Here is a 26,274-nt window from a genome sequence, read left to right on the forward strand (position 1 = left end):
AGGATTTTTTGATGACGTACGAGGAACTGAAACAGATCGACGAGCAGTATTATATGAAAACGTTCGGCGCACGCCTCCCCGTTGTTTTTACCGGGGGGAAAGGCGCCGTCCTTATGGATTCTGACCATAAGGAATATATCGATTTTCTTGCCGGTATCGCGGTGAACTGCCTCGGTTATGCCGACGTGGGCTTTGCGTCCGCTCTGAAAGGGCAGATCGACAGCGGCGTGATACATATCTGTAATTATTTTTATAACGAGCCTCAGACGCGGCTCGCACAGCTTCTGTGCGAACGTACAGGCTTTGAGCGCGTATTTTTCGCGAACAGCGGCGCAGAAGCAAATGAATGCGCCCTGAAGCTGGCAAAAAAATATGCGGCCGATAAGGGGAACAGTTCCGATCGGTTCGTTGCGCTCAAAAAGAGCTTTCACGGCCGGACGCTTCTGACGCTTTCGGCGACCGGGCAGGAAAAATTCCATGAACCGTTCCGCCCCGGCGCTTACCGCTTCACATATATCGACGCAAACGATATCGAAGCTGCGAAAGCCGCTGTTACAGCGGATAAATGCGGTGTAATACTCGAGGTAATACAGGGGGAAAGCGGCGTTCTTCCGCTGCAAAAAGAGTTCGTTTCCCTGCTTCGCACCCTGTGCACACAGCAGGATATCCCTCTTATCATCGACGAAGTCCAGACCGGCATGGGGCACACCGGAAAGCTTCTCGCGCAGGAGCATTACGGCGTACATGCGGATATCACAACGCTTGCTAAAGCGCTCGGGAACGGTATGCCCATCGGCGCATGCCTCTCCTCTTCTCCGTTTGCAGACGCTTTCGGTCCGGGAGACCACGGTTCCACCTTTGGCGGCAATCCGCTTGCTTGTGCGGCAGGGCTTTATGTAACGGAACGTGTGGACGCCGATATGCTTTCCCGTATCGAAAGCACGGGAGGCTATTTCAAAGAGCAGCTGCTTGCACTCAAGGAGCGCTTTCCAAAGATCGTGACCGATGTGCGCGGCATGGGGCTTTTGCTCGGCGCCGAGCTTTCGGAAAAAAAGGACGCGCATGCAGTGCAGCACGCTCTGATCGCAAAGGGCTTCGTGATCGGTACGGCCGGTTCGAATACGCTTCGTTTCGCTCCTCCGTATTGTATCAGCCGCGGGCAGATCGATCTGCTGATCGGCGCGCTCAGCGAATTATTTTCATGATAAATCAAGCAGGCGCAGGCGTCTGCTTTTTTAAAAGATTAAACCTGCAAAAGAAAGGAATGCGAGATGCCAAAACTGACAGATATTGAAAAAATCCTTGTGATCGGCTCCGGCCCCATCATCATCGGGCAGGCCGCAGAATTTGACTACAGCGGTACGCAGGCTTGCAAGGCCCTGAAAGAAGAGGGTTATGAGGTCGTACTCATCAACTCCAACCCCGCCACCATTATGACCGACCTTGACATGGCGGATAAAGTATACATCGAACCAATCACCCTCGATACGGTGATCCGCATCCTGAAGAAAGAAAAGCCGCAGGGCATCATCGCCACGCTCGGCGGCCAGACCGGCCTTAATATGGCGATCGAGCTTGACAATTGCGGTATTCTTCCCAAACTTGGTATCCGCTTGCTTGGAACACAGCTTGAATCTATTCGTTTGGCGGAAGACCGCGAAATGTTCAAAGATCTGATGGTACGGACTGGGCAGAAAACGACGCACTCCACCATCGTCACTTCCCTTGAAGAGGCGGAGGCATTCACGCAGGAATGTCCTTTCCCGCTCATCGTCCGTCCTGCCTACACGCTCGGCGGCACGGGCGGCGGCGTCGCGCATAACATGGACGAGCTGATGGATATTACGGCGCGCGGTCTCAAGATGAGCCTCATTCATCAGGTCCTCCTCGAGCAAAGTGTCGCAGGCTGGAAAGAGATCGAATATGAGGTGATCCGTGACAACGCGGACAATTGCATCATTGTATGCAACATGGAAAACATCGACCCTGTCGGCGTTCACACCGGCGACAGCATCGTCGTTGCCCCCTCACAGACGCTGACCGACCGGGAATATCAGATGCTGCGCACCTCTGCGATCAAGATCATCCGCGCGCTCGACATACGCGGCGGCTGCAATATCCAATACGCGCTCGATCCAAATTCCTACGACTACGTAGTCATTGAAGTAAATCCGCGCGTTTCCCGCTCCTCCGCGCTCGCCTCCAAAGCGACGGGCTATCCGATCGCCCGCGTCGCGGCCAAGATCGCGGTGGGCTATAATCTTGACGAGATCAAAAATTCCGTGACCGGGAAAACCTACGCCTGCTTTGAACCGACACTCGACTATGTGGTCACTAAGGTGCCGCGCTGGCCGTTCGATAAATTTACGGGCGCTAATCGCGCGCTGGGTACGCAGATGAAAGCGACGGGCGAGGTAATGGCGATCGGGCGGAGCATCGAGGAATCGCTCCTGAAAGCAATAGACTGCCTCGACGTAAAGCTCAATTACAATCTCGGCATGAAAAATATCGACGACTGGACGCTGAGCGAGATCGATGAATCCCTCCGCAATCCGGACGACGAACGTATCTTCGTGCTCTCCAAGGCGCTCGAACACGGCTATTCTGTCGACAAACTGCACGAGATCACAAAAATCGATAAATTCTTTATCAATAAGCTGAAGAATATCGTAGACCTTTCCAAGGAGCTGCGTACCTATACCATCGAGAATCTCCCCGCATGGTTCCTGCGCAAGTGCAAAAAGGCCGGTTTTGGCGACGGTTATATTGCTGACTGTATTGGCGCACATGAGTCGCAGATCACCTATATGCGCGGCGCTACTGGCATACATCCCTCTTTTAAAAAGGTCGACACATGCGCGGGTGAATTCAAGGCCGTTACTCCCTACTATTATTCCACCTATGACAACGAAGACGAGGTGGAGCGCACGGACAAAAAGAAGGTCATCGTGCTCGGCTCCGGGCCGATACGGATCGGTCAGGGTATCGAGTTTGACTACTGCTCCGTTCATTCGGTCAACACCTTAAAGGAAATGGGCTATGAGTCCATCATCATCAACTCCAACCCAGAAACGGTGTCTACGGACTTCGATACGTCCGACAAGCTGTATTTCGAGCCGCTCACCAAAGAGTGTGTGCTCGACATTATCGATAAAGAAAAGCCGGAGGGCGTCATTGTCCAGTTCGGCGGACAGACGGCGATCAATCTTGCCAAGCCGATCGTAGATACAGGTAAAACCGTCCTCGGAACGACCGTTGAGGATATCGACCGTGCAGAGGACCGTGATAAGTTCCTGCACGTACTGAAGCAGCTCGATATCCCGCTTCCTAAGGGAGATACGACATTCTCCCTCGAGCATGCCCTCGAGGCTGCGGCAAGCATCGGTTATCCGGTGCTCGTGCGCCCCTCCTATGTGCTCGGCGGACGGGCTATGGAGATCGTATATAACGACGCGGAGCTGACGGAATATATGACGATGGCAGCGGAGGTATCGCCGGACAAGCCCGTATTGATCGACAAATACGTGGTAGGAAAAGAAATCGAGCTTGACGCCGTGTGCGACGGCGAGGACGTGCTCATTGTCGGGATCATGGAACATATCGAACGGGCAGGCGTTCACTCGGGCGACAGCTTTGCCGTCTATCCCACGCAGACGATTTCCAAGGAAGCAAAGAAAAAGGTCGCGGACTACGGTATCGCTCTCGGACGTGCGCTCAATATCAAGGGATTGTTCAACATTCAGTTCGTCATGGACGAAAAAGACAACGTATATGTCATTGAGGTCAACCCCCGCGCGAGCCGGACAGTTCCGATCCTTTCCAAGGTGACGGGCGTGCCTATGGTCGGCCTTGCAACACGCATCATGCTGGGGGAAACGCTGAAGGGTATGGGCTATGCGACGGGCGTCCACAAGGAATCCCGCCTCGTCACGGTAAAAGCGCCTGTGTTCTCGTTCTCCAAGCTTGCTACGGTAGACACCTTCCTCGGGCCTGAAATGAAATCTACAGGCGAGGTAATGGGAACGGACCGGACCTTCATCAAGGCGCTTAAAAAGGCGTTCCTTGCCTCCGGAAGCAGCATCCCGGATAAAGAGGGAAAGATACTCGTCAGCGTAGCGAACCGCGATAAGGAAGAGGCGCTCGGCATTGCGAAGCAGCTGCGGGAATGCGGCTTTGAGTTGGCTGCTACTCCGGGCACGCATCAATATTTCAGCGGGCACGGCTTCGAAACGGAGCTTGTTCCGAATGAGACTGTCCTCGACCGCATCAAGACCGGGGATTTCGCGCTCATCGTCAACACTCCCACACGCGGGAAACAAAAGACGCGCAGCGGCTTTAAGCTGCGCCGGACGGCGGTCAGCTTCAACGTGCCGTGCATCACATCTATGGATACGGTCAACTCTATGCTGAAAGTGCTTCAATCGGACGATAAGCTGAGCATTATCCCGCTCGGCGAATATAAGTAAGGGGGCGGGCGCCATGATGGATCAGATCACGCTCACCCGCGCGACCGATGCGGATGCGCAGGATGTCCTTAAGATCACAAAGCGTGCGTTCGATTTGTATGCGCGTGAGATACGTAAACGTGAGAGTGTAGCTGCGCTGTACGAAACGCTCAGTGACGTTCTCTCGGATATTCATAACAAAAATGTATTCGTCGCTAAGATCGACGGGGAGACCGTAGGCAGCGTCCGTTTTGAGCTGCTCTCAGACGGTATTGCCTACCTCAGCCGTTTTTCCATCGATCCGGAAGCACAGAATCTTGGCATTGGCGGTCTTCTGCTTGAAAAGGTGCGTATCGAGTGTCTTTCCATGGGAGTACGTGCCATCACGCTGCACACGGCTTCTAAAATGCGCTCCACAGTTGCTTTTTATCTAAAAAACGGATATTATATCCATTCTATTTCCAAAGACAGCGATTATATCCGCGCCCTTATGGTAAACGAGATCTGTGAAATGGATGAGATGTTTGATTATGAAACGGTATGTGCAAGGGCCAAGCATTGAGCTTTCCGTTTGCCCACCTTTCGGTTGGGTTATTGTACTATAGAATGGAGGTTTTGAATTCTTATGGTATCATTGATTTTAGGTCTGCTTGCCCTTTTGTGCGATATCCTCGGGTGGATCCCTGTTTTAGAGCTCGGATATCTTTCTTTCATCGGCTTTGTTTTAGCGATCGTAGCAGTTGCGACCGGAAGCAAGATCATCAAGGTCGACCCTAACGACAAAAACGCACGCGCCGGAAAAGCTATCGGCACGGTATGTATCGTACTCGCTATCCTCGGCGTTTTGTTCTGGGTCATTCTGCTTCCGCTCGGATGTATCGCCGCTGTTTTCTAATAAAAATACTTTTTTTAAGGCGCAAAAGATTTGCGCCTTTTTTTGTGCGTTTCTTTTCGCGCAGAAATATGGAGAGTTCTTATTTCTCTCTTGATATATTGTCTTTCGCCATTAATTTATTGTTTTTCAATAAATTTTTATTGACATATAATAATTGTTCGCATATACTAAACAGGAAAGTACAAAAGGGAGGTTCCTTCTCTATGAAAACAGGCGGGAAAAAAATCGCAGGGATATTGAATGTTATCCTGCTCATTTGTATGGCGGTGATCGCCGCACTGTTTGTCGCATTGCCTTTTATGACGGATTATGTGCTGTACTACTTCATTTATCTGGTTCCGAGCATGATCTTCTTTTATTCCGCCGGCGCGATCGCGCTGTGGTTTTTATGGGAACTGCGCAGGCTGATTTTGAGCGTAAAAGCGGGAAATCCGTTTGTTCGGCGCAACGTAGTAAGCTTAAAGCGTCTTTCTCTTGCGCTTGGACTTTTGATGGCTGATTTCATTTTTATTTTCTGTTTTGTTCCTTCTATTTCAAAGCTTCTCTGCATCGCGGTCCTACTTCTTGGTATCCTGTGTGCGCAGGTTTTAGCTCATCTGATCGAACGGGCTGCCGAGTACCGTGAAGAGATCGACCTGACTGTGTGAGGTGACGGTATGGCGATCTTAGTAAATCTTGACGTAATGATGGCAAAAAGAAAAATCAGCTTAAACGAGCTCTCTGCCGCAGTAGATATCTCGCTTGCCAATCTTTCTATCTTAAAAAATAATAAATGTAAGGCAATACGCTTCTCTACGCTGAATGCGCTTTGCAAGGCGCTCGATTGTCAGCCGTCCGAGCTCCTTGAATACATTCCGGACGAGGAGCTGTAATATCTTGTTCTGCAATGAAATCTGCTCTTTCTTGCCCACAGTTTCATTTTGTGCATGGCAACTAGATTTTTGTACGCAAAAATGACCGTGATCGGGGGCTGTATATAAAAGGAAACCGTACCTCCCTCATACCTTAGTAAACAAAAGGAGTATTTTTATGAATACCACAAACCAAAACAATATCAGTACTTTAAAGCTTCTTCTTGCGGGTGTGGTTCCCGCGCTGTTATTTTGCATCCTGTTTTACGATAATCTGTTTCATCTAAAGCCGTTCGGGCTCAACGTTCCGCTCAGCCTCGCAGCTTTCTATCTGCTTATGGCCGCAGCCTTCGGTAAAAAATTTTTTCGTCTTCTTGTACGTGCACCGTTTCATTCTGTCTATGCCGTTCTTCTTTCCATTACGTTCGTTCTGTTCAACGATCCTGTTCTGCTCTCAATCAACGCCTGCCTGATCATTTTGCTTGTGGGTGAGCAAATCATGCTTGGCACAGGACAGGCGCTTTACGCGCCTTATTCTGTCCACATGGTGGGCGACAGCCTTTCCTGTTGGTTTTCCCTTTCCTTTGGCGGCATCGGCGGAGCGTTCCGCCAATATAGAAATGAGAACGGCAGCCGTTTTTCCGGGATACTGATCGGGATCACGATAGCCGTTCCCATTCTTTTCGCTGTCATTCCTTTGCTTTTATCTGGAGACGCCGTATTCGCCCACTTCTTTACCGCGGCATTCGGCAGTCTGGAATGGGGTGACATTATTGGCCGCGTACTCATCGCCCTTGCTTTGTTTGTTCTCTTCTCCGGTTTATTCTGGTCTCTTGCAAATAGGGCCCCGCGAAAGCCGCCCGTTTCCGCCGCCCCGGCGGCAAAAAAAGAAAGAACGATTCCTTTCTCCGCCTCTTTGATCATACTGTTTGCGTTATCGGCAGTGCTTGCCGTTTTTTGCGCCATCCAGTTTTTCTATTTGTTCTCCAGCCGTGTTCCTGCGGGAGTGACCTATGCGGAATATGCCCGCAGCGGCTTCTGGCAGCTCCTCGGCGCTGCTGTTATCGTCATGCTGACAGTCCTCCTACTGCTCCGCTTCGGCTGTCCGTGCACGCCTGCCGCGTTTCAGCTTCGGCGCATTTTAGCCGCATTTCTTCTCGGCTGTACTCTCATTCTGCTTTTATCTTCTTTTTCCCGCATGACGCTTTACGAACAGGCTTTCGGCTTTTCCCAGCTCCGCCTCTTTACACAGTTTTTTATGACCGCCCTTTTCGCATTTCTAATCATCGTTATCCTGCGACTGTGGCTCCCACGCATCGATCTGAAAAAATGTGCCTTTTTCTGCTTTATGACCTGCTACCTTATTCTTGCTTTTTGGAATATCGACGCATTTATCGCGCGGGAAAACATCAAAAATCAAGGAAAAAAAGCAGATATCTCCTACCTGACCACACTCAGTGCCGATGCGCTTCCCTATTATATTGGTTTGCTGGATGAAAGCGACTTCACCATAACGATCATTCCAGAGGACGAATTCCAATATGATACCGCGGCCTATCAATATTTAGGCAACGACAGGATACTTCTGTATCAAGATGATGAAACGCTCAGGCAGGCTTGGCATCTGCGGCGCATGATGCGCAGTCTCGAATCTTCAGCCGGCGACTGGCGTTATTTCAACGTTGGCCGGGAAGCCGCACAGGAAGCGCTTGCAGCGAACCCCCAGCTTATAGAAAATATTGATAAAATCAAGGAGGCCTTGACTGCCGGGCTGTCCTAATGCACTTTCTTACTTCCCGCAATATCAGGGCCGCTCGTCTTTACAGGCGGCCCTTTCTTTGCACACCGAATTTGCTATAGCGGTTATAAAAAAGAAGACTCTTCACGAGTCTCCTTTTCTTTATATACACTCTTTAGATGAATCTCAGCGGATTGCACTTCACGCCCGGACCCATCGTTGCGGAAAGAACGACGCTCTTTAAATACGTGCCCTTTGCTGCGGACGGCTTCGCCTTGACGATCGCGTCCATGATCGCTTTCAGATTTTCCTTCAGCTGATCCTCGCTGAAGCTCTTTTTTCCGATCGGCACGTGAATGATTGCCGTCTTATCGACGCGATACTCAACCTTACCGGCCTTGATATCGGCAATCGCTTTTGCGACCTCCATCGTGACCGTACCGGATTTCGGGTTCGGCATAAGGCCTTTCGGTCCGAGGATCTTACCAATACGGCCAATCTGGCCCATCATGTCGGGCGTCGCTACGATAACGTCAAAATCAAACCAGTTTTCTTTCTGGATCTTTTCGATCATTTCCTCTGCGCCTACGAAATCCGCACCAGCTTCCTGCGCTTCCTTTGCTTTATCCCCCTTGGTGATCACGAGCACACGTACCGTTTTACCCGTTCCGTGCGGCAGCACAACCGCGCCTCTGACCTGCTGGTCTGCATGGCGAGGATCTACACCCAGCTTTACCGAAAGCTCGATCGTCTCGTCAAATTTCGCTTTGGCAGTCTCTTTGCAGATCTTTACCGCTTCTTCCGGGTCAAACAGATTCATTTTGTCATAGGACTTTACACTGTCCTGATAATTCTTTCCTCTTTTCATCGTTTAGCCCTCCACTTCTACGCCCATACTTCTCGCTGTTCCTGCGATCATGCTGACCGCTGCCTCAAGGCTGGCCGCATTGAGGTCGGGCATTTTCAGGGTAGCGATCTCTTCCAGCTGCGCACGCGTGATCTTCGCGACCTTCTGCTTATTCGGAACGCCCGAAGCTTTCTCGATCTTGCAGGCTTTCTTGATCAGTACGGCTGCCGGAGGCGTTTTTGTAATAAAGCTGAACGAACGGTCTGCATATACTGTGATAACAACCGGAATGATAAGTCCGGCCTGCTGCGCCGTTTTTTCATTGAACGCCTTTGTGAAGTCCATAATGTTGACGCCATGCTGTCCAAGAGCCGGACCTACCGGCGGCGCGGGCGTCGCTTTTCCTGCGGGTATCTGCAATTTGATATACCCTGCAACTTTTTTTGCCATTTTCTTTTCTCCTTCTTTTATGTGATGTGGTGCGCGGCGTGAGGATTACGCCTCCCACTCTGAAACAAATTATCTTCCTGCCGTCCTCTTTCCTCTGCGGCGTTTTCCACCGCAATATCCCGGGTACGGCAGCCTTTGTTAAATCCGTTTTACCTGTACGAAGTCAAGCTCTACAGAAGTATCACGCCCGAACATAGAAACCAGAACACGTACTTTCTGGCGCTCCGTATTTACTTCCTCTACTACGCCGACGAAGCTTTCGAGCGGTCCTGAGGTCACGATCACATTATTTCCGACTTCAACATCAAGGCTGATTCGTACATTTTCGATTCCCATTGCCCGCACTTCCGCATCAGAAAGCGGGATCGGCTTGGATGACGGTCCGACAAACCCGGTCACGCCGCGTGTGTTCCGTACGACATACCACGATTCATCGGTCAGAAACATTTTCACCATGACATAGCCGGGGAACATTTTCCGGGAAACATGGCGCTTCTTTCCGTTTTTGACTTCTACAGATTCCTCCATCGGTACCTTGACATCCATGATCGTATCATGAAGATTATGGTTTTCCACTGTTTTCAGGAGGTTATCCATTACTTTATTTTCATAACCGGAATAGGTGTATACAACATACCAATAGGGCTTATCCGTCTTTTCCTGCTTCAGGAATTTAGGACGCTCCTCTTTTTCTTCGGCAGGCCTCTCGATATTCGTATTCCCCTCGGGGATCAGGACGTCTTCCGGTCCATTTTTATCCATACTCATAAACAGTTTTTTCTCCTAAGACTGCAGGAACGTTCTGAACAGTGAACCAAAGCCCCAATCCATCAGTCCGACGATAACCGCAAAAATAACAATGAAAACAATAACCGCAAACGTCGTTTTAAAGAGGTCCTTGCGCGTCGGCCACGTTACCTTTTTCACTTCGCCCCAAACGTCTTTAAAGAAACGGGCAGGGCTCCTTCTCTGCTTTTTATTCTTTTTTTTGGCGAGCTTTTTCTGCTCCTTCAGGTGCTTTTCCCGTTCCTCGCCGAGCAGTTTGGTCTTAGCCATCGTAATGCCACCTCAAAATTATTTGGTTTCCTTATGTACGGTATGCTTCTTGCAGAACTTGCAGTATTTAGACATTTCAAGTCTGTCCGGATCGTTCTTTTTATTCTTCATCGTATCATAGTTCCTCTGTTTGCATTCCGTGCAAGCAAGCGTGATCTTCGTGCGCATTTTCTTTCCTCCGGTCTTTTGTTTTTAGGCAATCTAAAAAAGGCACTCTCTGCCTTTTATCAAAGATGCTTTTATATGATACCATTAAACCCCGTTGTTGTCAAGATTTCAGCCAAATTTTTTCGCGCTTTTAAGAGGAACGGGCGGTTTTTTCCCGCCGCTCCTATTCCCTGTCTTTCAATACTGTTTCAATGATATATTTCGGCCGTTTTTTCGTCTCCAGATAGGCCTTGCCGACATATTCCCCAATGATACCGACCGCCATCAGCTGCAAGCCTCCAAGGAGCCAGATCGACATCATCATGCTCGTCCATCCGGTTTCCGTTTGTCCCAAAGCATTGACGACAAGAGAATAAATGAGCATCACAAGGCTCACCAGAAAAATCACGAGCCCCACTGTTAATATCATGCGGATCGGTTTAATGGAAAACGACGTGATCCCGTCAAATGCAAAGGCCATCATTTTTTTCAGCGGATATTTTGATTCTCCTGCAAAGCGTTCGCCCCGGGAATACTCCACGACCGCCGTTTGATATCCGATCTGCGGTACGATTCCACGCAGGAAAAGATTCACTTCTCCAAACTCCGCGAGGCCGTCGAGAGCCCGTTTTGACATCAGCCGGTAATCCGCATGATTATAGACTGCGTCCACTCCAAAAAATTTGAGCAGCTTATAAAATGCCTGCGCCGTATTGCGCTTAAATCCTGTATCTGTATCCCGGTTGCTTCTCACGCCGTATACAATGTCGCATCCTTCACGGTATTTTTGGATAAATTCGTCCAGCACCTCAATGTCGTCCTGAAGATCCGCATCCATGGAAACCGTTACATCGCACAGGTCTTTCGCCGTCATAAGGCCTGCCAGAAGCGCATTCTGATGTCCCCGGTTGCGGGAAAGCTTCACCCCCGTCACATACGGGTTTTCCGCATGCAGCTGCCCGATGATCTGCCACGTCTGGTCCTTAGAGCCGTCGTCCACATACATAATACGGCTCGTGCCTGCAATCATTCCGTCCGCTACCATTCTATTCAGTTTATCCGTCAACCGCCTTGTCGTCTCGTGCAGCACTTCTTCTTCATTGTAGCACGGAACTACGATATAAAGAGAATCCATACGTCGTTCTTCCTGTTTTTTGATATCATAATCATACTATATCTGCCGTTTAAAATCAATCTGCCTCCCGTTTGTTTACAAAGCGTTTTCATTTGCATCGGCTTACAGACAGCTCTATTCATCCGATATTCGTATAGAAAAAGGGAGCGCGGTGCGCTCCCTTTGTGTTGCCCGTCAACACTTCTTAGTCCTCAATGATCCCCGTTACGACGCCGGATCCTACCGTGCGGCCGCCTTCACGAATCGCGAACCGAAGTCCTTCCTCGATCGCGATCGGCGTGATCAGCTTGATCTCCATCTCTACGTTATCTCCCGGCATTACCATTTCCGTTCCCGTCGGAAGCTCGATCACTCCCGTTACGTCCGTCGTACGGAAATAGAACTGCGGACGGTATCCGTTGAAGAACGGCGTGTGTCTCCCGCCCTCTTCCTTCTTCAGCACGTATACGCTGCTGTTGAAGTGCGTGTGCGGATGGATCGAGCCCGGCTTCGCCAGTACCTGGCCTCTTTCGATCTCGTCTCTCTGTACCCCTCTCAGAAGCACTCCGATGTTATCTCCCGTGATCGCCTCGTCAAGCAGCTTCCGGAACATCTCCACGCCCGTTACCACGACGCTTCTCTTCTCCTCCGTCAGCCCTACGATCTCTACCGTATCCTGTACTTTGACCGTTCCTCTCTCCACTCGGCCCGTCGCTACCGTCCCGCGCCCTGTGATCGAGAATACGTCCTCTACCGGCATCAGGAACGGCTTGTCTACGTCTCTCTGCGGCTCCGGAATATAGCTGTCTACTGCATCCATCAGTTCGAAGATGCTCTGGCAGTCCGGATTGTCCGCGATGTCGTCCGACGCCTGCGCCGCTTCCAGCGCCTTCAGCGCGCTTCCCTTGATGATCGGCGTGTCGTCGCCCGGGAAGTCGTATTCCGAAAGCAGCTCCCGGATCTCCATCTCGACCAGCTCCAGAAGCTCCGGGTCGTCTACCTGGTCCGTCTTGTTCATATATACGATGATGTACGGTACTCCTACCTGTCTCGCCAGCAGGATGTGCTCTCTCGTCTGCGGCATCGGGCCGTCTGCCGCCGATACCACAAGGATCGCTCCGTCCATCTGCGCCGCCCCCGTGATCATGTTCTTTACATAGTCCGCGTGCCCCGGGCAGTCTACGTGCGCGTAGTGTCTCTTTTCCGTCTCATACTCTACGTGCGCCGTGTTGATCGTGATCCCGCGCTCTTTTTCCTCCGGCGCCTTATCGATCTCGTCATATTTCGTCGCTTCCGCCTGGCCCTTCTTTGCCAGCACCATCGTGATCGCCGCTGTCAGCGTCGTTTTCCCGTGGTCTACGTGCCCGATCGTTCCGATGTTTACATGCGGCTTCGTTCTTTCAAACTTACCCTTTGCCATTGCTCTTTTCTCCTTATTTCTTTTCTTTCGTTAATAATAACTTATTTCTTTTCTCCGGTGATCTTTTCTACCATGCTCTTCGGAACCGGTTCATAGTGGTCGAACTGCATAGTGAACTGACCGCGTCCCTGCGTTCTCGAACGCAGGTCTGTCGCATAACCGAACATTTCGGAAAGCGGCACCATCGCGCGGATGATCTGTCCGCCGCCGCGCGCTTCCGTTCCTTCGATACGCCCGCGGCGGGAGTTGACATTACCCATGACGTCGCCGAGGTATTCCTCCGGAACGACAACTTCCACTTTCATCATAGGTTCAAGCAGAATACTGCCGCCCTTTGCAAACGCTTCCTTGATTGCCATAGAGCCTGCGATCTTGAATGCCATTTCAGAGGAGTCGACTTCGTGGTAGGAACCGTCGACCAGCGTGACCTTGAAGTCTACTACTTCATAACCGCCGACAAGACCGCTCTTGGCCGCTTCCTGAATACCTGCGTCAATGGAAGGAATGTATTCCTTCGGGATAGCGCCGCCGACGATCTTGTTTTCAAATTCATAGCCGCTGCCCGGCTCAAGAGGTTCAACATGGATCTTACAATGACCATACTGACCTTTACCACCAGACTGACGGACATACTTACCTTCTACGTCGACCGGCTTTGTCATCGCTTCTCGGTAAGCAACCTGCGGCTTACCGACCGACGCTTCCACCTTGAACTCGCGGAGCATACGGTCCACGATGATTTCAAGATGGAGCTCGCCCATTCCTGCGATGATCGTCTGGCCCGTTTCTTCGTCCGTGTAAGCACGGAATGTCGGGTCTTCCTCCGCCAGCTTCTGGAGCGCAACAGACATCTTTTCCTGTCCGGCCTTTGTCTTCGGCTCGATTGCGACCTGAATGACCGGATCCGGGAATACCATATTCTCAAGTATGATCTGCTGCTTGTCGTCGCACAGCGTATCGCCCGTTCCCACATCCTTGAAGCCGACAGCCGCCGCGATATCGCCCGCTTCGACCTCGTCTACTTCTTCTCTATGGTTTGCATGCATCCGCAGGATACGTCCGATCCTCTCGCGCTTGCCCTTCGTGGAGTTGAGAACATACGAGCCGCTCCTCAGCTTACCGGAATAAACGCGGAAGAACGCCAGCTTTCCAACAAACGGGTCTGCCATGATCTTGAATGCAAGAGCCGCGAACGGGCCGTTTACATCTGCCGGACGCTCGATCTCTTCCTCTGTTCCCGGCTTGATCCCCTTGATGGCCGGAATATCAAGCGGAGAGGGCATCAGCTCGACGATCTTATCGAGCAAAGGCTGGATCCCTTTGTTCCGGTAGGCGCTGCCGCAGCATACCGGAATGATCGTACCAGCGATCGTTCCTTTGCGCAGCACCTTGATGATCTCTTCTTTTGTGATATCCTCGCCCGCGAAATATTTTTCCATGATAGATTCATCCTGATCTGCAACTGCTTCGATCAGCTTCTCGCGGTAATCATCGGCAATCTCTTTCATGTCTTCCGGAATATCGCCCACAACGAACTTAGTGCCTGTCGGGTCGTCGTCCGGGTAAGTGATCGCTTTCATCTCCACGAGGTCGATCACTCCGGAAAAGGTGTCTTCCACACCAATCGGGAGCTGAAGCGGCACCGGATTCGCGCCAAGGCGTTCCTTGATCATATCTACTACATTATAGAAATCCGCGCCCATGATATCCATTTTATTGACGAACGCCATACGCGGAACACCATAGCCCTCTGCCTGACGCCATACCGTTTCAGACTGCGGTTCTACGCCGCCCTTTGCACAGAATACGGCAACAGCGCCGTCCAGTACACGCAGAGAACGCTCCACCTCAACTGTGAAGTCAACGTGGCCCGGCGTGTCGATGATATTGATCTGATGGCCTTCCCACTGCGTGGTCGTTGCAGCGGAGGTGATCGTGATACCTCTCTCCTGCTCCTGCTCCATCCAGTCCATAACGGCATTTCCGTCATGCGTATCGCCAATCTTATAGGTCCGGCCCGTATAGAACAGGATTCGTTCCGTCGCAGTCGTTTTGCCTGCGTCGATATGCGCCATGATGCCGATATTTCTTACTTTTTCAAGCGGAAATTTTCCAGACATTGTATCTCCTTTCCAATTCACTTAAAATTTATATGAAAAAATCTTTCCCTCTAACAGACAACAGTATAGCGTTTCCTTTTGGCAGCCGCCAGTGTTTTCACGAAAAATTTACGCTCCGTTTACGGTAAATTTACGGCTGCGAGCCGCAAAATAACCGACACACGCAGCCGCGTGTTCGCTTAACGCTGCAAAGCCCGCCTGCTCCATTCCGCTTTCGCGTGAACTTCCCATGCGCGCTCTTTTTCTCTGCTCTCTGCGCAACGCCGCAGGAGATTCCCGTAAAGCATCGGCGGTTTTACAGGGTTCCCCCGCAAAACCGCTTCCGCAAAATTCCTGTTGCCATTCAGTTGATATGCCCGGCGCTTACCACCGATAATGCGCGAATGCCTTGTTCGCTTCCGCCATCTTATGCATATCTTCTTTTTTCTTCACACTTGCGCCCGTATTATTGGCCGCATCCATGATCTCCGCCGCAAGGCGTTCCCGCATCGTACGCTCTCCACGCTTATTCGAGAAGAGTGCCAGCCAACGAATCGCAAGCGTCTGACGGCGCTCCGGCCGAACCTCCATCGGTACCTGATAGGTCGCACCGCCAACGCGCCGTGCTTTTACCTCCAGTACAGGCATTACATTTTCCATACAGGAATTGAATACATCCATCGCATCCTGCCCTGTTTTTTCTTTGATTATTTCAAAAGCGTCATAACAGATCCGCTGCGCCGTTCCCCGCTTTCCGTCAACCATGATCTGATTGATGAGCTTGGTCACGACCGTACTGTTATACATAGGATCCGCTATTACCTCACGTTTCGGTACTCCACCGCGTCTAGGCATTTCAAAGCCCTCCTTTTAATCTAATAAATAATGAAAGTTGCCACCAACGATGGGAAACATTTTCGGCAATATCCCACCATTTCTGCAGCACACTGACACGATTCGGTCTTTTCGGAACCGATCTGTATCAAACGTATACTCTTCGGATGCACTCTAAAGTCTTTCTATTTCCTGCCTGCCGCGACAAAAAATGTTTCGTCTTCCGTTCGCACAAACATAAGCAAGCATAACAAGATGTTCAGCCCGCATCCAAGCATATACGCGACTTATTTTTTCGGCATTTTCGCGCCATAACGGCTGCGCGCCTGCTTTCTGTCCGCAACGCCGGCTGTATCAAGCGCACCGCGGATGATATGATATCTTACACCCGGGAGGTCTTTGACTCTTCCGCCTCTGATGAGAACAACGCTGTGCTCCTGCAGATTGTGGCCAATACCCGGGATATAGGCGGTACCTTCCATCCCGTTTACAAGACGGACCCTCGCGATCTTACGAAGCGCAGAGTTCGGCTTTTTAGGAGTCATCGTCCTTACTGCGAGACATACGCCTCTTTTTTGAGGCGACTGCTTCAATATAGGCGAATTTGATTTCGAAACCTGAGTTTTTCTGCCGTGTTTTACCAACTGATTTATGGTAGGCATACACGCACCTTCCTTTCTTTCATCGTCAATTTATGCAACATATCGTTCAAATTCTCCGCAACCCTGAAGAGAATCAATTGTTGAGGATCGCAGCACATGCGGCCGAAACATCGATCCCGCATTGCTCGCCTAACTCGCGCATCGATTCCACATTCACGATGTGGATATCCTTTTCACCGATCGCCGTTAAGATCTGCTCCTTTACATGCCTGTCTGCGTCGTCCGCGATATACACGACCGAGACATCGTCTGCAGCAAGGCCGCGCAAAAGCTGTTTTAAGCCGACGACCTTATTTTCGGCATTTTTTAGTTCTTCAAACATCCTTGTTCCCCACAAAAACGCAAAAAAGCGCGCCTAAATATAATACCACTCAAATGTTGATGTTGTCAAGCGGCTCGTCTTCATCCTCATCATTTCGTGGTCTTACGATTCTATCATACGTCTTTTCCTTGTGGAAGAAGACCTTTGGCATTCCATCGCTCCCCGTCTGGAAAAAGAACCAGCCCAGATTCAGCATTTGCTTTATCAGCGGGATCTCCGATAGATCGATCTTAACTTTTTGCTTTGCCTTTCTGATATATGCCGATGCAAGATTACGCCCCAGAAAATACCCCGCGACCAGCATGAGCGCAATAAAGATATAGGGCATAAGCGGCGTCCAGCTGGCCATAGTTTGACCAAGCTGGGGGATCATCAGCATCAGGAACGCCGCGGCCATAAATCCAATAAATATCCCGAGCTGCAAAATATCCGCCATACGGAACGCTTTTTTGCACTCTTTTCCAATCGCGGCCTGAATCGTCAGCAGAGAACCCACCGGCGTCCGCACCTTTTTCCCAAAGCCGAGTATCATTCCTTTTTCTGCGTACGGCTCGGGATGAGCCATCTCAAAAGTCGCATAATACTGCGCTTTTTCCGGTTTTTCGTCTTTACAGAACTGGCATTCGTCCGACGTATGCAGGTCGTCGATATTATCCGGAAGATAGGAAAGCGTCACTTTCCAGCGTTCAAGCGCATCTGTTTTTTGTGTCTCCGTTTTCAAGGTGCTGATATAACATTGATAGCAGCCCTTTTTCCCTAACCAATCGCATAGCTCGCTGTCGCTGATGGGGCAATGCTTTTTGAGTCCTTCATTACCGCGCGAATCATAGTTTGTATGTTCCATTCATTCCTCCTGTAGAAGCGCCCATTTTTATCCGGCGTTTTCCAAAAAGCGGGGACGCTGCCGCCCCCGCCCTATGTGCGCTGCACATCTATTACTTAGATATCCATATCCGCGATATCATCATCTATTTGTGCTGCGATATCGTCGTTCACTACATTGCTGATCACGTCGATGTTCTTATACCGCTTCATTCCCGTTCCGGCCGGTATCAGCTTACCGATAATAATGTTCTCCTTAAGACCGAGGAGCGGATCGACTTTGCCTTTGATCGCCGCTTCTGTAAGCACACGCGTCGTTTCTTGGAAAGAAGCCGCCGAAAGGAAACTGTTCGTAGAAAGCGACGCTTTGGTGATACCAAGCAGCACGCGCGACGCAGTCGCGGGTTCTTTTCCTTCACGCAGCATCTGTTCGTTCTCTTTGTCGAACTGGAAGATATCGACCAGTTCTCCCGGAAGCATCGTCGTGTCTCCGGCATCTTCGATCTTACATTTCTTGAGCATCTGCCGCACAATGATCTCAAGATGCTTATCGGAAATCTCAACGCCCTGCATCCGGTAAACCATCTGTACCTCTTTCAGCAGGTATTCCTGAACGCCCTTCACGCCCTTGATCTTCAAAATATCGTTCGGGTTGATCGAGCCCTCGGTGAGCTCGTCGCCCGCTTCGATCACCTGTCCGTCTGTAACGGTCACGCGGGAGCCATACGGAATAAGATACGTCTTTGCCTCTCCCGAATCGTTCGCCACTGTGATCTCGCGCTTCTTGCGCGTATCGTTGATGGCGACCGTTCCCGCAATCTCCGAGATGACCGCAAGGCCGCGCGGCTTTCTTGCTTCGAACAATTCCTCGACACGCGGAAGACCCTGCGTAATATCGCCGCCGGCAACGCCGCCCGTGTGGAACGTCCGCATCGTAAGCTGCGTACCCGGCTCGCCGATGGACTGCGCCGCGATAACGCCGACCGCTTCGCCGATGTCAACGAGGTTGCCCGTTGCCATATTCGCGCCGTAGCATTTTGCGCATACACCGTGCTCACTCTTGCAGGTGAATACCGTACGGATGTAGACTTCTTCGATGCCCGCTTTTTCAATCTGGTTGGCAATCTCTGCCGTGATCATCTCGTTTGCCTTGATGATCACCTCGCCGTCCGGGCCAATCACATCCTGCGATGTATAACGTCCGCGGATGCGGTCAGCAAGCGGCTCGATAACTTCCTTGCCATTCGAGTTGGTCAGCTTGCGGATCGGCATGCCCTGCACCTGTTCCCCGAGATTCTCAAAGCAATCCACCTCGCGCACGATGACATTGTGGGAAACGTCAACGAGGCGGCGCGTCAGATATCCGGAGTCTGCCGTCCTAAGAGCCGTATCTGCAAGTCCTTTCCGCGCGCCGTGCGAGGAAATGAAGAATTCCAAAACGGTAAGCCCCTCGCGGAAGTTCGCACGGATCGGGATCTCGATGATCTCGCCGTTCGGGTCGGCCATCAGGCCGCGCATCCCAGCCAACTGTCTGATTTGGTTCGTAGAACCACGTGCACCGGAGTTCGCCATCATATAGATTGGGTTAAACTTGTCGAGGCTCTTCATCAGAGCATCTGTCACCTTATTGGTCGTCTCTTCCCAAACCTTAACTGCATTGTCTTTCTTTTCTTTATCTGTCAGCAGACCGCGCTTATACTGCTTTTCGATCGTCAAAACGCGGTCTTCCGCTTCCGCGATCAGCTTCTTCTTCGCCGGCGGGATCTTGATATCCGATACGGAGACCGTAATTGCCCCAATCGTCGAATAATGGAAGCCCTGCTTTTTGATATCGTCCAGTACATAAGACGTTTTCGTCGGTCCGAGCTTTGCATAACAAAGATCAACAAGCTTACCGAGCTGCTTTTTGTCGATCAGCCGGTCTACCTCGAATTTCAGTTCGTTCCCCGGTATCGACCGGTCCATATATCCGAGGTCCTGCGGAATCGCCTGATTGAAAATCACGCGGCCCGTCGTCGTCTCGATAATGCCCGTTTTCATTTCGCCGTTCACTTCTTTGGTCACACGGATCTTCACCATTGCCTGCAAATCGATGTTGCCCGTATTATAGGCAAGGATCGCTTCATCCGGTGAAGCAAAGATGCTGCCCTCTCCCTTAGCGCCCTCTTTATGGATCGTCAGGTAATACGAGCCAATGACCATATCCTGTGTAGGCGATACGACGGGCTTTCCATCCTGCGGCTTCAAAATATTGTTTGCCGCAAGCATCAGGAACCGCGCTTCAGACTGCGCTTCCACGGAAAGCGGAACGTGCACGGCCATCTGGTCGCCGTCAAAGTCTGCATTATATGCCGTACACGCGAGCGGATGGAGCTTGATCGCCCGCCCTTCCACAAGGATCGGCTCGAACGCCTGGATGCCTAATCTGTGCAGCGTAGGTGCACGGTTGAGAAGCACCGGATGCCCCTGAATCACTTCCTCAAGCACGTCCCAAACCTCCGGGCGCACCTTTTCCACCATCCGCTTTGCGGATTTGATGTTATGGGCAAAGCCTTCCTCCACAAGCTTTTTCATGACGAACGGCTTGAACAGCTCGAGCGCCATTTCTTTCGGAAGGCCGCACTGATACATTTTCAGCTCCGGCCCGACTACGATAACGCTTCGGCCGGAATAGTCTACGCGCTTTCCGAGCAGGTTCTGCCGGAAACGCCCCTGCTTGCCGCGCAGCATATCCGAAAGGGATTTCAGCGGCCTGTTGCCGGGGCCCGTCACCGGGCGTCCGCGCCTTCCATTATCGATCAGCGCATCTACCGCTTCCTGCAGCATACGCTTTTCGTTGCGCACGATGATGTCCGGCGCACGCAGCTGCAAAAGCCTGCTGAGGCGGTTGTTGCGGTTGATGACACGGCGGTACAGGTCATTGAGGTCGGAGGTCGCGAAACGGCCGCCGTCAAGCTGTACCATCGGGCGCAGTTCCGGCGGGATGACCGGTACGACGTCCATAATGATCCATTCGGGCTTGTTCCCGGATTGCCGGAACGCCTCCACCACCTCGAGGCGCTTGATCGCACGGATACGCTTCTGTCCCGTGGAGGTTTTCAATTCCTCGCGCAGAGCCTTTGCTTCTTCTTCAAGATCGACCTTTTTCAGCAATACCTTGACCGCTTCCGCGCCCATCCCTGCCGAAAATGAATTCTCACCGAACTTTGCCTGCGCTTCGCGGTATTCCTTATCCGTGAGGAGCTGCTTATATTCAAGAGGAGTTTCTCCCGGGTCCGTAACGACAAAGGCCGCAAAATAAAGCACCTTTTCGAGCGAACGGGGAGACATATCGAGAAGCAGGCCCATGCGGGACGGGATTCCTTTAAAATACCAGATATGCGATACGGGCGCGGCCAATTCGATGTGGCCCATACGTTCGCGGCGCACCTTCGCGCGCGTCACCTCTACACCGCACTTTTCGCATACGATGCCTTTATAGCGGATGCGCTTATAGCGTCCGCAGTGGCACTCCCAGTCCTTTGTCGGTCCGAAAATGCGTTCGCAGAAAAGTCCGTCCTTCTCCGGCTTCAAAGTACGATAGTTGATCGTTTCCGGCTTTTTTACCTCGCCGTGCGACCATTCGCGTATTTTTTCCGGAGATGCCAAACCAATCTGTATCGAATCAAATGTATTGAGTTCAAACAAAGGTAACTCCACTCCTCTCTGCTATCTCAAAAAAATTATAAACTATTTGTATGCCCATGCGCTCTTCGCGCCAGCTAAAATCACATATCATCATCCATACCGCCGGCATCGATGTCGACATCGCCGATGCCGATATCATCGTCGAGGTCTCCGATCACATCGTCCTCGAAGTCGTCAAAGCCAAGCTCCTCGTCGTCAAGCAGTCCGATATCCGGCAGATCCAGCTCATCCATAGAAAGATCGTCGAGGTCTTCGATCACCATATCTCCTGCGTCGAACTCTTCTTCTCCCTCCGGCAGGTCTTCCACACCCGCGATGTTGATATCGATCGCCATGCCGTCATCCTCATCTGTTTCCTTGATGGCAATCTCTCCTCTATCCTCAGACAGCACCTTGATGTCAAGGCCAAGGCTCTGCATCTCTTTGATGAGGACCTTAAAGGATTCCGGTACTCCCGGCTCCGGTATATTTTCACCTTTGACGATGGCTTCATACGTTTTGACACGCCCGACTACATCGTCCGACTTCACAGTCAAAATTTCCTGCAGCGTGTTTGCCGCGCCGTACGCTTCAAGCGCCCACACTTCCATCTCTCCGAAACGCTGTCCGCCGAACTGTGCCTTACCGCCGAGAGGCTGCTGCGTAACAAGGGAATACGGGCCTGTGGAGCGTGCGTGGATCTTATCGTCTACCAAATGGTGGAGCTTTAAGATATACATATAGCCGACCGTTACACGGTTTTCAAACGGTTCGCCGCTGCGCCCGTCGTAAAGCACCGTTTTGCCGTCCGGCGAGAGTCCGCTCTGCTCGAGAAGCTGCTCGATGTCCTCCTCCGTTGCTCCGTCGAATACCGGTGTTGCAACATCATAACCAAGCTGCCGGGCCGCCATTCCAAGATGGACCTCCAGCACCTGTCCTATGTTCATACGGGAAGGTACACCCAACGGGTTCAGCACAATGTCCAGCGGACGTCCGTCCGGCAGGAACGGCATATCCTCCATCGGGAGGATGCGCGAGATAACACCCTTGTTGCCGTGACGTCCCGCCATTTTATCTCCCACGGAAATTTTCCGTTTCTGCGCGATGTAAACACGCACGAGCTTGTTGACTCCTGCCGTCAGCTCGTCTTTATTCTCGCGTGTAAATATCTTAACGTCGACGACCACGCCGCCCTCTCCATGCGGAACGCGCAGAGAAGTATCGCGCACCTCGCGTGCTTTTTCTCCAAAGATCGCGCGCAGCAGGCGTTCCTCCGCCGTCAGCTCCGTCTCGCCCTTGGGCGTAACCTTGCCGACCAATATGTCTCCGCTTCTCACCTCCGCGCCAATGCGGATAATGCCGCGCGAATCGAGGTCTTTCAGCGCGTCCTCTCCGACATTCGGAATATCCCGCGTGATCTCTTCCGGTCCGAGCTTCGTATCCCGCGCTTCCGCTTCATACTCTGCAACGTGCATGGAAGTGAATACGTCGTCTTTCACAAGCCGCTCAGAAAGGAGCATTGCGTCCTCGTAGTTATAGCCTTCCCAAGTCATAAAGCCGATCAGGACATTTTTGCCGAGCCCAAGCTCGCCTTTCGCCGTAGACGGGCCGTCCGCCACGACTTGACCCGCTTCTATCCGCTGTCCCTCATAAACGATGGGAAGCTGGTTGATGCAGGTTCCCTGATTAGAGCGTGCAAATTTGATCAGATGGAATTCCGATTCCGTTCCATCGTCGTTTGCGATCACAATGTTTTTGGCGTCCACCTTTTTGACAACGCCGCTCTTTTTGGAAATAGACAACACGCCCGAATCGTAGGCCGCTTTATATTCCATGCCCGTTCCAACCACCGGAGCTTCCGGGATCAGGAGCGGAACCGCCTGCCGCTGCATGTTCGAACCCATCAGCGCGCGGTTCGCGTCGTCGTTTTCGAGGAAGGGGATCAGCGACGTTGCTACCGAAACGAGCTGCTTCGGAGAAACGTCCATCAAATCCACTTCGTTTCTCGTGACCTCTACGATCTGATCGCGCACACGGCACATAACACGCTCGCGTACGAACTGCCCGTTTTCGTCGATCGGCTCGTTTGCCTGCGCAACGATGAGCTCTTCCTCCTCGTCCGCCGTCATATACTGTACTTTATCCGTTACGATGCCGTTCTTCTTATCAATGATGCGGAACGGCGTTTCGATGAACCCATATTCGTTGATCCGCGCGTACGTCGAAAGGGAGCCAATGAGGCCGATGTTCGGACCTTCAGGCGTCTCGATTGGGCACATGCGTCCGTAATGCGAATGGTGAACGTCGCGCACGTCAAAGCTCGCGCGGTCACGGTTCAGTCCGCCCGGCCCCAACGCCGACAGCCTTCTCTTGTGCGTCAGCTCTGCAAGCGGGTTCGTCTGGTCCATGAACTGCGAAAGCTGTGAGGAACCAAAGAATTCTTTAATGGAAGCCGTCACCGGCCGAATATTGATCAGGTTCGACGGCGTTGCGACATCCATGTCCTGAATCGACATTCTTTCGCGCACGACACGTTCGAGCCTTGTAAGGCCGACGCGTATCTGATTCTGCAAAAGCTCGCCTACCGAACGCAGCCGCCTGTTGCCCAGATGGTCGATATCGTCCGTCACGCCGATCCCATGCTTGAGACCGAGAAAATAGCTCACGGAAGCGAACATATCGTCAATGATGATATGTTTCGGGATGAGAACGTGCAGGTTCTCGCGAATGACTTCCTTGAGCTTCTTTTTATCCTGTCCGCACTCGTCCAGTATCTCTTTCAGGGCCGGATAGTATACTTTTTCATTGATCCCTGCGTCCGCAGGCTTAAAGTCGAGGTGCGCTTTCGCATCTACAAAACGGTTTCCGTGTACGCGCACGACCGATTCTCCGACGGAAATATCCACGGAGGCGATACCCGCGTTCTCGATCGCAAGCGCGGCTTTCGGCGTAATGACGTCGCCCGCAGCGGCAAGCAGCTCGCCGGTATCTTCATTGATTACATTTGCCGCAGCCACCTGATTTTCGATCCGGCTGGAAATCGCCAGCTTTTTGTTGAATTTATACCGCCCGACACGCGCAAGGTCGTACCGTTTGTTATCGAAAAACAGTGAGCTTATAAGAATATTTGCGCTCTCTACCGTCGGCGGCTCGCCCGGGCGCAGACGCTTGTAGATTTCAAGCAGGCCCTCTTCCTTAATAGATGTATTATCCTTTTTCAAGGTCGCTTCCAGATTGACGTCGTCGCCGAAGAACGCACGCAGGTCTGCATCTGTAGAAAGCCCCATCGCACGCAAAAACACCGTTACGGGAAGCTTTCTCGTACGGTCCACGCGGATATACATGCAGTCATTGGAATCCGTTTCATATTCGAGCCACGCGCCGCGGTTCGGAATGACCGTCGAACTGAACAGGTCTTTGCCTGTTTTATCCTTTGCCGCTCCAAAATATACGCCCGGCGATCTTACGAGCTGAGACACGATAACGCGCTCCGCGCCGTTGATGATAAAAGTTCCTTTTTCTGTCATCAGCGGAAAATCGCCCATGAACACTTCCTGTTCCTTGACCTCACCCGTTTCCTTATTGAACAGGCGGACCTGCACCTTCAAAGGCGCGGCATAATTCACATCGCGTTCCTTGCACTCCTCCACGTCATATTTCGGCGCGTCTGAAATACGATAATCGATAAATTCAAGCACGAGGTTTTCGGAATAGTCCGTAATGGGGGAGATGTCCTTCAGTACTTCTCCAAGCCCCTCCTCTAAAAAACGTTTGTAAGAGTTCTTTTGGATTTCGATTAAGTCCGGCATATCAAGAACTTCTTTGATCTTGGAAAAGCTCATTCTCTTATTCGTTCCAAACTTAACTTCATGCATACTAAACAACAACTCCTATATTTAAATTGATTATTCACGACCAAAAACGCGGACACATCTGCTGCGCCGCTTTTTGAAACGCCCCGAAAGTGGCTTCTCAAAGGCATTTCAGGGCAAACTGCTAAAGCCAGTTCACCACAGTACAACTATGCTAATGCAGTTTACTATATTATCATAGAAAAATCAAGGTGTCAACAAAAAAATCCCTTATTTTTTAAATCTTTTTGACCGCGGGCAGCATACGCATTTATTCATAGGAAAGTATCCTGTCTCCGTCCAGATAATCCGCAGCGATCTTCTTTCCCGGCGGTACGACGAGAAAATCCTCGTTCCGCCAGTTTCCGCTCAGAAATTCCTCCATCAGCCGGGCATCCCCCTCGACACAGTCGAACTCCCAGCCGTAATGCTCCGCCGCGCGCCGGGTATATTCCTCATATTGCGGGAACGGCAGCTCTTTCCATTTCACATACGCGCACCGGTTGTAATTTCCCGTAAGCTCAGTATAGAGCAAAAACTCTGCGTTTTCCTCTCCATACTTTTCCGCATATACCCGCAGCATATCCTTTTCCGTTTCCTCCGAGGGCGTTCCTCCGTTCTCGATCCACGAAGCATTGTACCAATAGGTGCCGCTGTGCCGGTCAAAATATTCCCTATATTTTTCCTTCGAACCGAGAAACAGCGTGATACAGTCGTGCGCCCGCGGTACGACCAGCGGATACCGCTTGGAGGAAAGTCCCACTGTTCCATTGGAGCACAGGCCGTATCCGAGTAAAATCGCATCAAAATCCCGGCTGGAATAGTAGGAATGATAGGTATGCAGGTCTTCGCCCGCATCTATCTTATCGATCTCTTCCTGAAGCGCCTGCGCAAGAAGCACAGGCGTATCGTGCAGTCCCTGCCGCATATAAGTCATATCGACAAAATTCCCGCATTTTGCCGTCAGCAGAGATAACTCACGGTAAAGGGCCTTACACGCAATCATTTTCAACCTCATCTTTTTCCCCTCCCCAAAGCAGGAAACGCGGACCCTT

Annotated in this window: 23 protein-coding genes; 7 read left to right on the forward strand and 16 right to left on the reverse strand. The window is 51.5% G+C overall.

Annotated features, from left to right (window positions below; translation table 11 throughout):
• Positions 1-11 precede the first annotated feature (11 nt).
• From PUP29_RS04525 to PUP29_RS04555, 7 genes are all read left to right on the forward strand, one after another.
• Complete coding sequence (locus PUP29_RS04525) at positions 12-1,205, forward strand: aspartate aminotransferase family protein (protein ID WP_353423901.1); 1,194 nt, start codon at positions 12-14, stop codon at positions 1,203-1,205.
• Positions 1,206-1,271: 66 nt separating this feature from the next.
• Positions 1,272-4,466: a carbamoyl-phosphate synthase large subunit gene (gene carB / locus PUP29_RS04530; protein WP_353423902.1), complete on the forward strand. Its 3,195-nt coding sequence runs from the start codon at positions 1,272-1,274 to the stop codon at positions 4,464-4,466.
• A 13-nt stretch (positions 4,467-4,479) separates the two neighbouring features.
• Positions 4,480-5,007: a GNAT family N-acetyltransferase gene (locus tag PUP29_RS04535; protein WP_353423903.1), complete on the forward strand. Its 528-nt coding sequence runs from the start codon at positions 4,480-4,482 to the stop codon at positions 5,005-5,007.
• Between the two features lie 63 nt (positions 5,008-5,070).
• On the forward strand, positions 5,071-5,340 hold the full coding sequence (locus tag PUP29_RS04540) for a hypothetical protein (RefSeq protein ID WP_353423904.1): 270 nt from the start codon (positions 5,071-5,073) through the stop codon (positions 5,338-5,340).
• Between the two features lie 203 nt (positions 5,341-5,543).
• Complete coding sequence (locus PUP29_RS04545; protein WP_353423905.1) at positions 5,544-5,987, forward strand: DUF2975 domain-containing protein; 444 nt, start codon at positions 5,544-5,546, stop codon at positions 5,985-5,987.
• A 9-nt stretch (positions 5,988-5,996) separates the two neighbouring features.
• Entirely contained in the window at positions 5,997-6,212 is a 216-nt protein-coding gene (locus PUP29_RS04550; protein WP_079546967.1) for a helix-turn-helix domain-containing protein, read from the forward strand.
• Positions 6,213-6,369: 157 nt separating this feature from the next.
• The gene (locus tag PUP29_RS04555; protein WP_353423906.1) at positions 6,370-7,971 is read left to right on the forward strand and encodes a DUF4153 domain-containing protein; all 1,602 of its coding nucleotides are present in this window, start codon (positions 6,370-6,372) and stop codon (positions 7,969-7,971) included.
• Between the two features lie 133 nt (positions 7,972-8,104).
• On the opposite strand, the gene rplA is transcribed toward PUP29_RS04555, so the two are convergent.
• The 16 genes from rplA to PUP29_RS04635 all read right to left on the reverse strand — a co-directional run bounded on the left by rplA (position 8,105) and on the right by PUP29_RS04635 (position 26,225).
• Entirely contained in the window at positions 8,105-8,797 is a 693-nt protein-coding gene (rplA, locus tag PUP29_RS04560) for a 50S ribosomal protein L1 (protein WP_079546965.1), read from the reverse strand.
• A 3-nt stretch (positions 8,798-8,800) separates the two neighbouring features.
• Positions 8,801-9,226, reverse strand: coding sequence for a 50S ribosomal protein L11 (rplK, locus tag PUP29_RS04565; protein ID WP_079546964.1), 426 nt, complete (start codon positions 9,224-9,226; stop codon positions 8,801-8,803).
• A gap of 138 nt (positions 9,227-9,364) precedes the next feature.
• Positions 9,365-9,994, reverse strand: coding sequence for a transcription termination/antitermination protein NusG (gene nusG / locus PUP29_RS04570; RefSeq protein ID WP_353423907.1), 630 nt, complete (start codon positions 9,992-9,994; stop codon positions 9,365-9,367).
• A gap of 15 nt (positions 9,995-10,009) precedes the next feature.
• On the reverse strand, positions 10,010-10,282 hold the full coding sequence (secE, locus tag PUP29_RS04575) for a preprotein translocase subunit SecE (protein ID WP_079546963.1): 273 nt from the start codon (positions 10,280-10,282) through the stop codon (positions 10,010-10,012).
• Positions 10,283-10,300: 18 nt separating this feature from the next.
• Positions 10,301-10,450 (reverse strand): 50S ribosomal protein L33, encoded by a 150-nt coding sequence (gene rpmG / locus PUP29_RS04580; RefSeq protein ID WP_079546962.1) that lies wholly within the window; start codon positions 10,448-10,450, stop codon positions 10,301-10,303.
• A gap of 163 nt (positions 10,451-10,613) precedes the next feature.
• Positions 10,614-11,564, reverse strand: a complete 951-nt coding sequence (locus tag PUP29_RS04585) for a glycosyltransferase family 2 protein (RefSeq protein ID WP_353423908.1) — start codon at positions 11,562-11,564, stop codon at positions 10,614-10,616.
• Positions 11,565-11,748: 184 nt separating this feature from the next.
• Positions 11,749-12,963 (reverse strand): elongation factor Tu, encoded by a 1,215-nt coding sequence (gene tuf, locus PUP29_RS04590; protein WP_079546096.1) that lies wholly within the window; start codon positions 12,961-12,963, stop codon positions 11,749-11,751.
• Between the two features lie 41 nt (positions 12,964-13,004).
• Positions 13,005-15,083, reverse strand: coding sequence for an elongation factor G (gene fusA, locus PUP29_RS04595; protein ID WP_079546909.1), 2,079 nt, complete (start codon positions 15,081-15,083; stop codon positions 13,005-13,007).
• 108 nt (positions 15,084-15,191) lie between these two features.
• Positions 15,192-15,314, reverse strand: coding sequence for a hypothetical protein (locus PUP29_RS04600; protein ID WP_353423909.1), 123 nt, complete (start codon positions 15,312-15,314; stop codon positions 15,192-15,194).
• Between the two features lie 132 nt (positions 15,315-15,446).
• A complete protein-coding gene (rpsG, locus tag PUP29_RS04605) occupies positions 15,447-15,917 on the reverse strand; it encodes a 30S ribosomal protein S7 (protein WP_079546908.1) in 471 nt (156 codons plus the stop codon).
• 266 nt (positions 15,918-16,183) lie between these two features.
• Positions 16,184-16,558, reverse strand: a complete 375-nt coding sequence (rpsL, locus tag PUP29_RS04610) for a 30S ribosomal protein S12 (RefSeq protein WP_079546907.1) — start codon at positions 16,556-16,558, stop codon at positions 16,184-16,186.
• Between the two features lie 73 nt (positions 16,559-16,631).
• Entirely contained in the window at positions 16,632-16,880 is a 249-nt protein-coding gene (locus tag PUP29_RS04615) for a ribosomal L7Ae/L30e/S12e/Gadd45 family protein (protein ID WP_079546906.1), read from the reverse strand.
• Between the two features lie 49 nt (positions 16,881-16,929).
• Entirely contained in the window at positions 16,930-17,724 is a 795-nt protein-coding gene (locus tag PUP29_RS04620; RefSeq protein WP_079546905.1) for a hypothetical protein, read from the reverse strand.
• Positions 17,725-17,819: 95 nt separating this feature from the next.
• Positions 17,820-21,389 carry a DNA-directed RNA polymerase subunit beta' gene (gene rpoC, locus PUP29_RS04625; RefSeq protein ID WP_353423910.1) on the reverse strand — a complete coding sequence of 1,190 codons (3,570 nt, stop codon included), beginning with the start codon at positions 21,387-21,389 and terminating at the stop codon, positions 17,820-17,822.
• Positions 21,390-21,469: 80 nt separating this feature from the next.
• On the reverse strand, positions 21,470-25,243 hold the full coding sequence (gene rpoB, locus PUP29_RS04630) for a DNA-directed RNA polymerase subunit beta (RefSeq protein WP_353423911.1): 3,774 nt from the start codon (positions 25,241-25,243) through the stop codon (positions 21,470-21,472).
• A 247-nt stretch (positions 25,244-25,490) separates the two neighbouring features.
• A complete protein-coding gene (locus PUP29_RS04635) occupies positions 25,491-26,225 on the reverse strand; it encodes a DUF1638 domain-containing protein (RefSeq protein WP_353423912.1) in 735 nt (244 codons plus the stop codon).
• Positions 26,226-26,274 lie beyond the last annotated feature (49 nt).

This window comes from Christensenella massiliensis (genome assembly GCF_040409835.1).
In the GTDB taxonomy this organism is placed as follows: Bacteria; Bacillota; Clostridia; order Christensenellales; family Christensenellaceae; genus Christensenella; species Christensenella massiliensis.

Excerpts from the sequence above, each read along its gene's own strand:
- PUP29_RS04635 (WP_353423912.1), bottom strand. The coding sequence starts at position 26,225 with ATGATTGCGTGTAAGGCCCTTTACCGTGAGTTATCTCTGCTGACGGCA.
- rpmG (WP_079546962.1), bottom strand. The coding sequence starts at position 10,450 with ATGCGCACGAAGATCACGCTTGCTTGCACGGAATGCAAACAGAGGAAC.
- PUP29_RS04585 (WP_353423908.1), bottom strand. The coding sequence starts at position 11,564 with ATGGATTCTCTTTATATCGTAGTTCCGTGCTACAATGAAGAAGAAGTG.
- rpsG (WP_079546908.1), bottom strand. The coding sequence starts at position 15,917 with ATGCCTAGACGCGGTGGAGTACCGAAACGTGAGGTAATAGCGGATCCT.
- tuf (WP_079546096.1), bottom strand. The coding sequence starts at position 12,963 with ATGGCAAAGGGTAAGTTTGAAAGAACGAAGCCGCATGTAAACATCGGA.
- PUP29_RS04535 (WP_353423903.1), top strand. The coding sequence starts at position 4,480 with ATGATGGATCAGATCACGCTCACCCGCGCGACCGATGCGGATGCGCAG.
- PUP29_RS04525 (WP_353423901.1), top strand. The coding sequence starts at position 12 with ATGACGTACGAGGAACTGAAACAGATCGACGAGCAGTATTATATGAAA.
- PUP29_RS04540 (WP_353423904.1), top strand. The coding sequence starts at position 5,071 with ATGGTATCATTGATTTTAGGTCTGCTTGCCCTTTTGTGCGATATCCTC.
- rplK (WP_079546964.1), bottom strand. The coding sequence starts at position 9,226 with ATGGCAAAAAAAGTTGCAGGGTATATCAAATTGCAGATACCCGCAGGA.
- PUP29_RS04620 (WP_079546905.1), bottom strand. The coding sequence starts at position 17,724 with ATGGAACATACAAACTATGATTCGCGCGGTAATGAAGGACTCAAAAAG.
- nusG (WP_353423907.1), bottom strand. The coding sequence starts at position 9,994 with ATGAGTATGGATAAAAATGGACCGGAAGACGTCCTGATCCCCGAGGGG.
- secE (WP_079546963.1), bottom strand. The coding sequence starts at position 10,282 with ATGGCTAAGACCAAACTGCTCGGCGAGGAACGGGAAAAGCACCTGAAG.
- fusA (WP_079546909.1), bottom strand. The coding sequence starts at position 15,083 with ATGTCTGGAAAATTTCCGCTTGAAAAAGTAAGAAATATCGGCATCATG.
- PUP29_RS04545 (WP_353423905.1), top strand. The coding sequence starts at position 5,544 with ATGAAAACAGGCGGGAAAAAAATCGCAGGGATATTGAATGTTATCCTG.
- rpoB (WP_353423911.1), bottom strand. The coding sequence starts at position 25,243 with ATGCATGAAGTTAAGTTTGGAACGAATAAGAGAATGAGCTTTTCCAAG.
- PUP29_RS04555 (WP_353423906.1), top strand. The coding sequence starts at position 6,370 with ATGAATACCACAAACCAAAACAATATCAGTACTTTAAAGCTTCTTCTT.
- PUP29_RS04550 (WP_079546967.1), top strand. The coding sequence starts at position 5,997 with ATGGCGATCTTAGTAAATCTTGACGTAATGATGGCAAAAAGAAAAATC.
- rpsL (WP_079546907.1), bottom strand. The coding sequence starts at position 16,558 with ATGCCTACCATAAATCAGTTGGTAAAACACGGCAGAAAAACTCAGGTT.
- rplA (WP_079546965.1), bottom strand. The coding sequence starts at position 8,797 with ATGAAAAGAGGAAAGAATTATCAGGACAGTGTAAAGTCCTATGACAAA.
- PUP29_RS04600 (WP_353423909.1), bottom strand. The coding sequence starts at position 15,314 with ATGGGAAGTTCACGCGAAAGCGGAATGGAGCAGGCGGGCTTTGCAGCG.
- carB (WP_353423902.1), top strand. The coding sequence starts at position 1,272 with ATGCCAAAACTGACAGATATTGAAAAAATCCTTGTGATCGGCTCCGGC.
- PUP29_RS04615 (WP_079546906.1), bottom strand. The coding sequence starts at position 16,880 with ATGTTTGAAGAACTAAAAAATGCCGAAAATAAGGTCGTCGGCTTAAAA.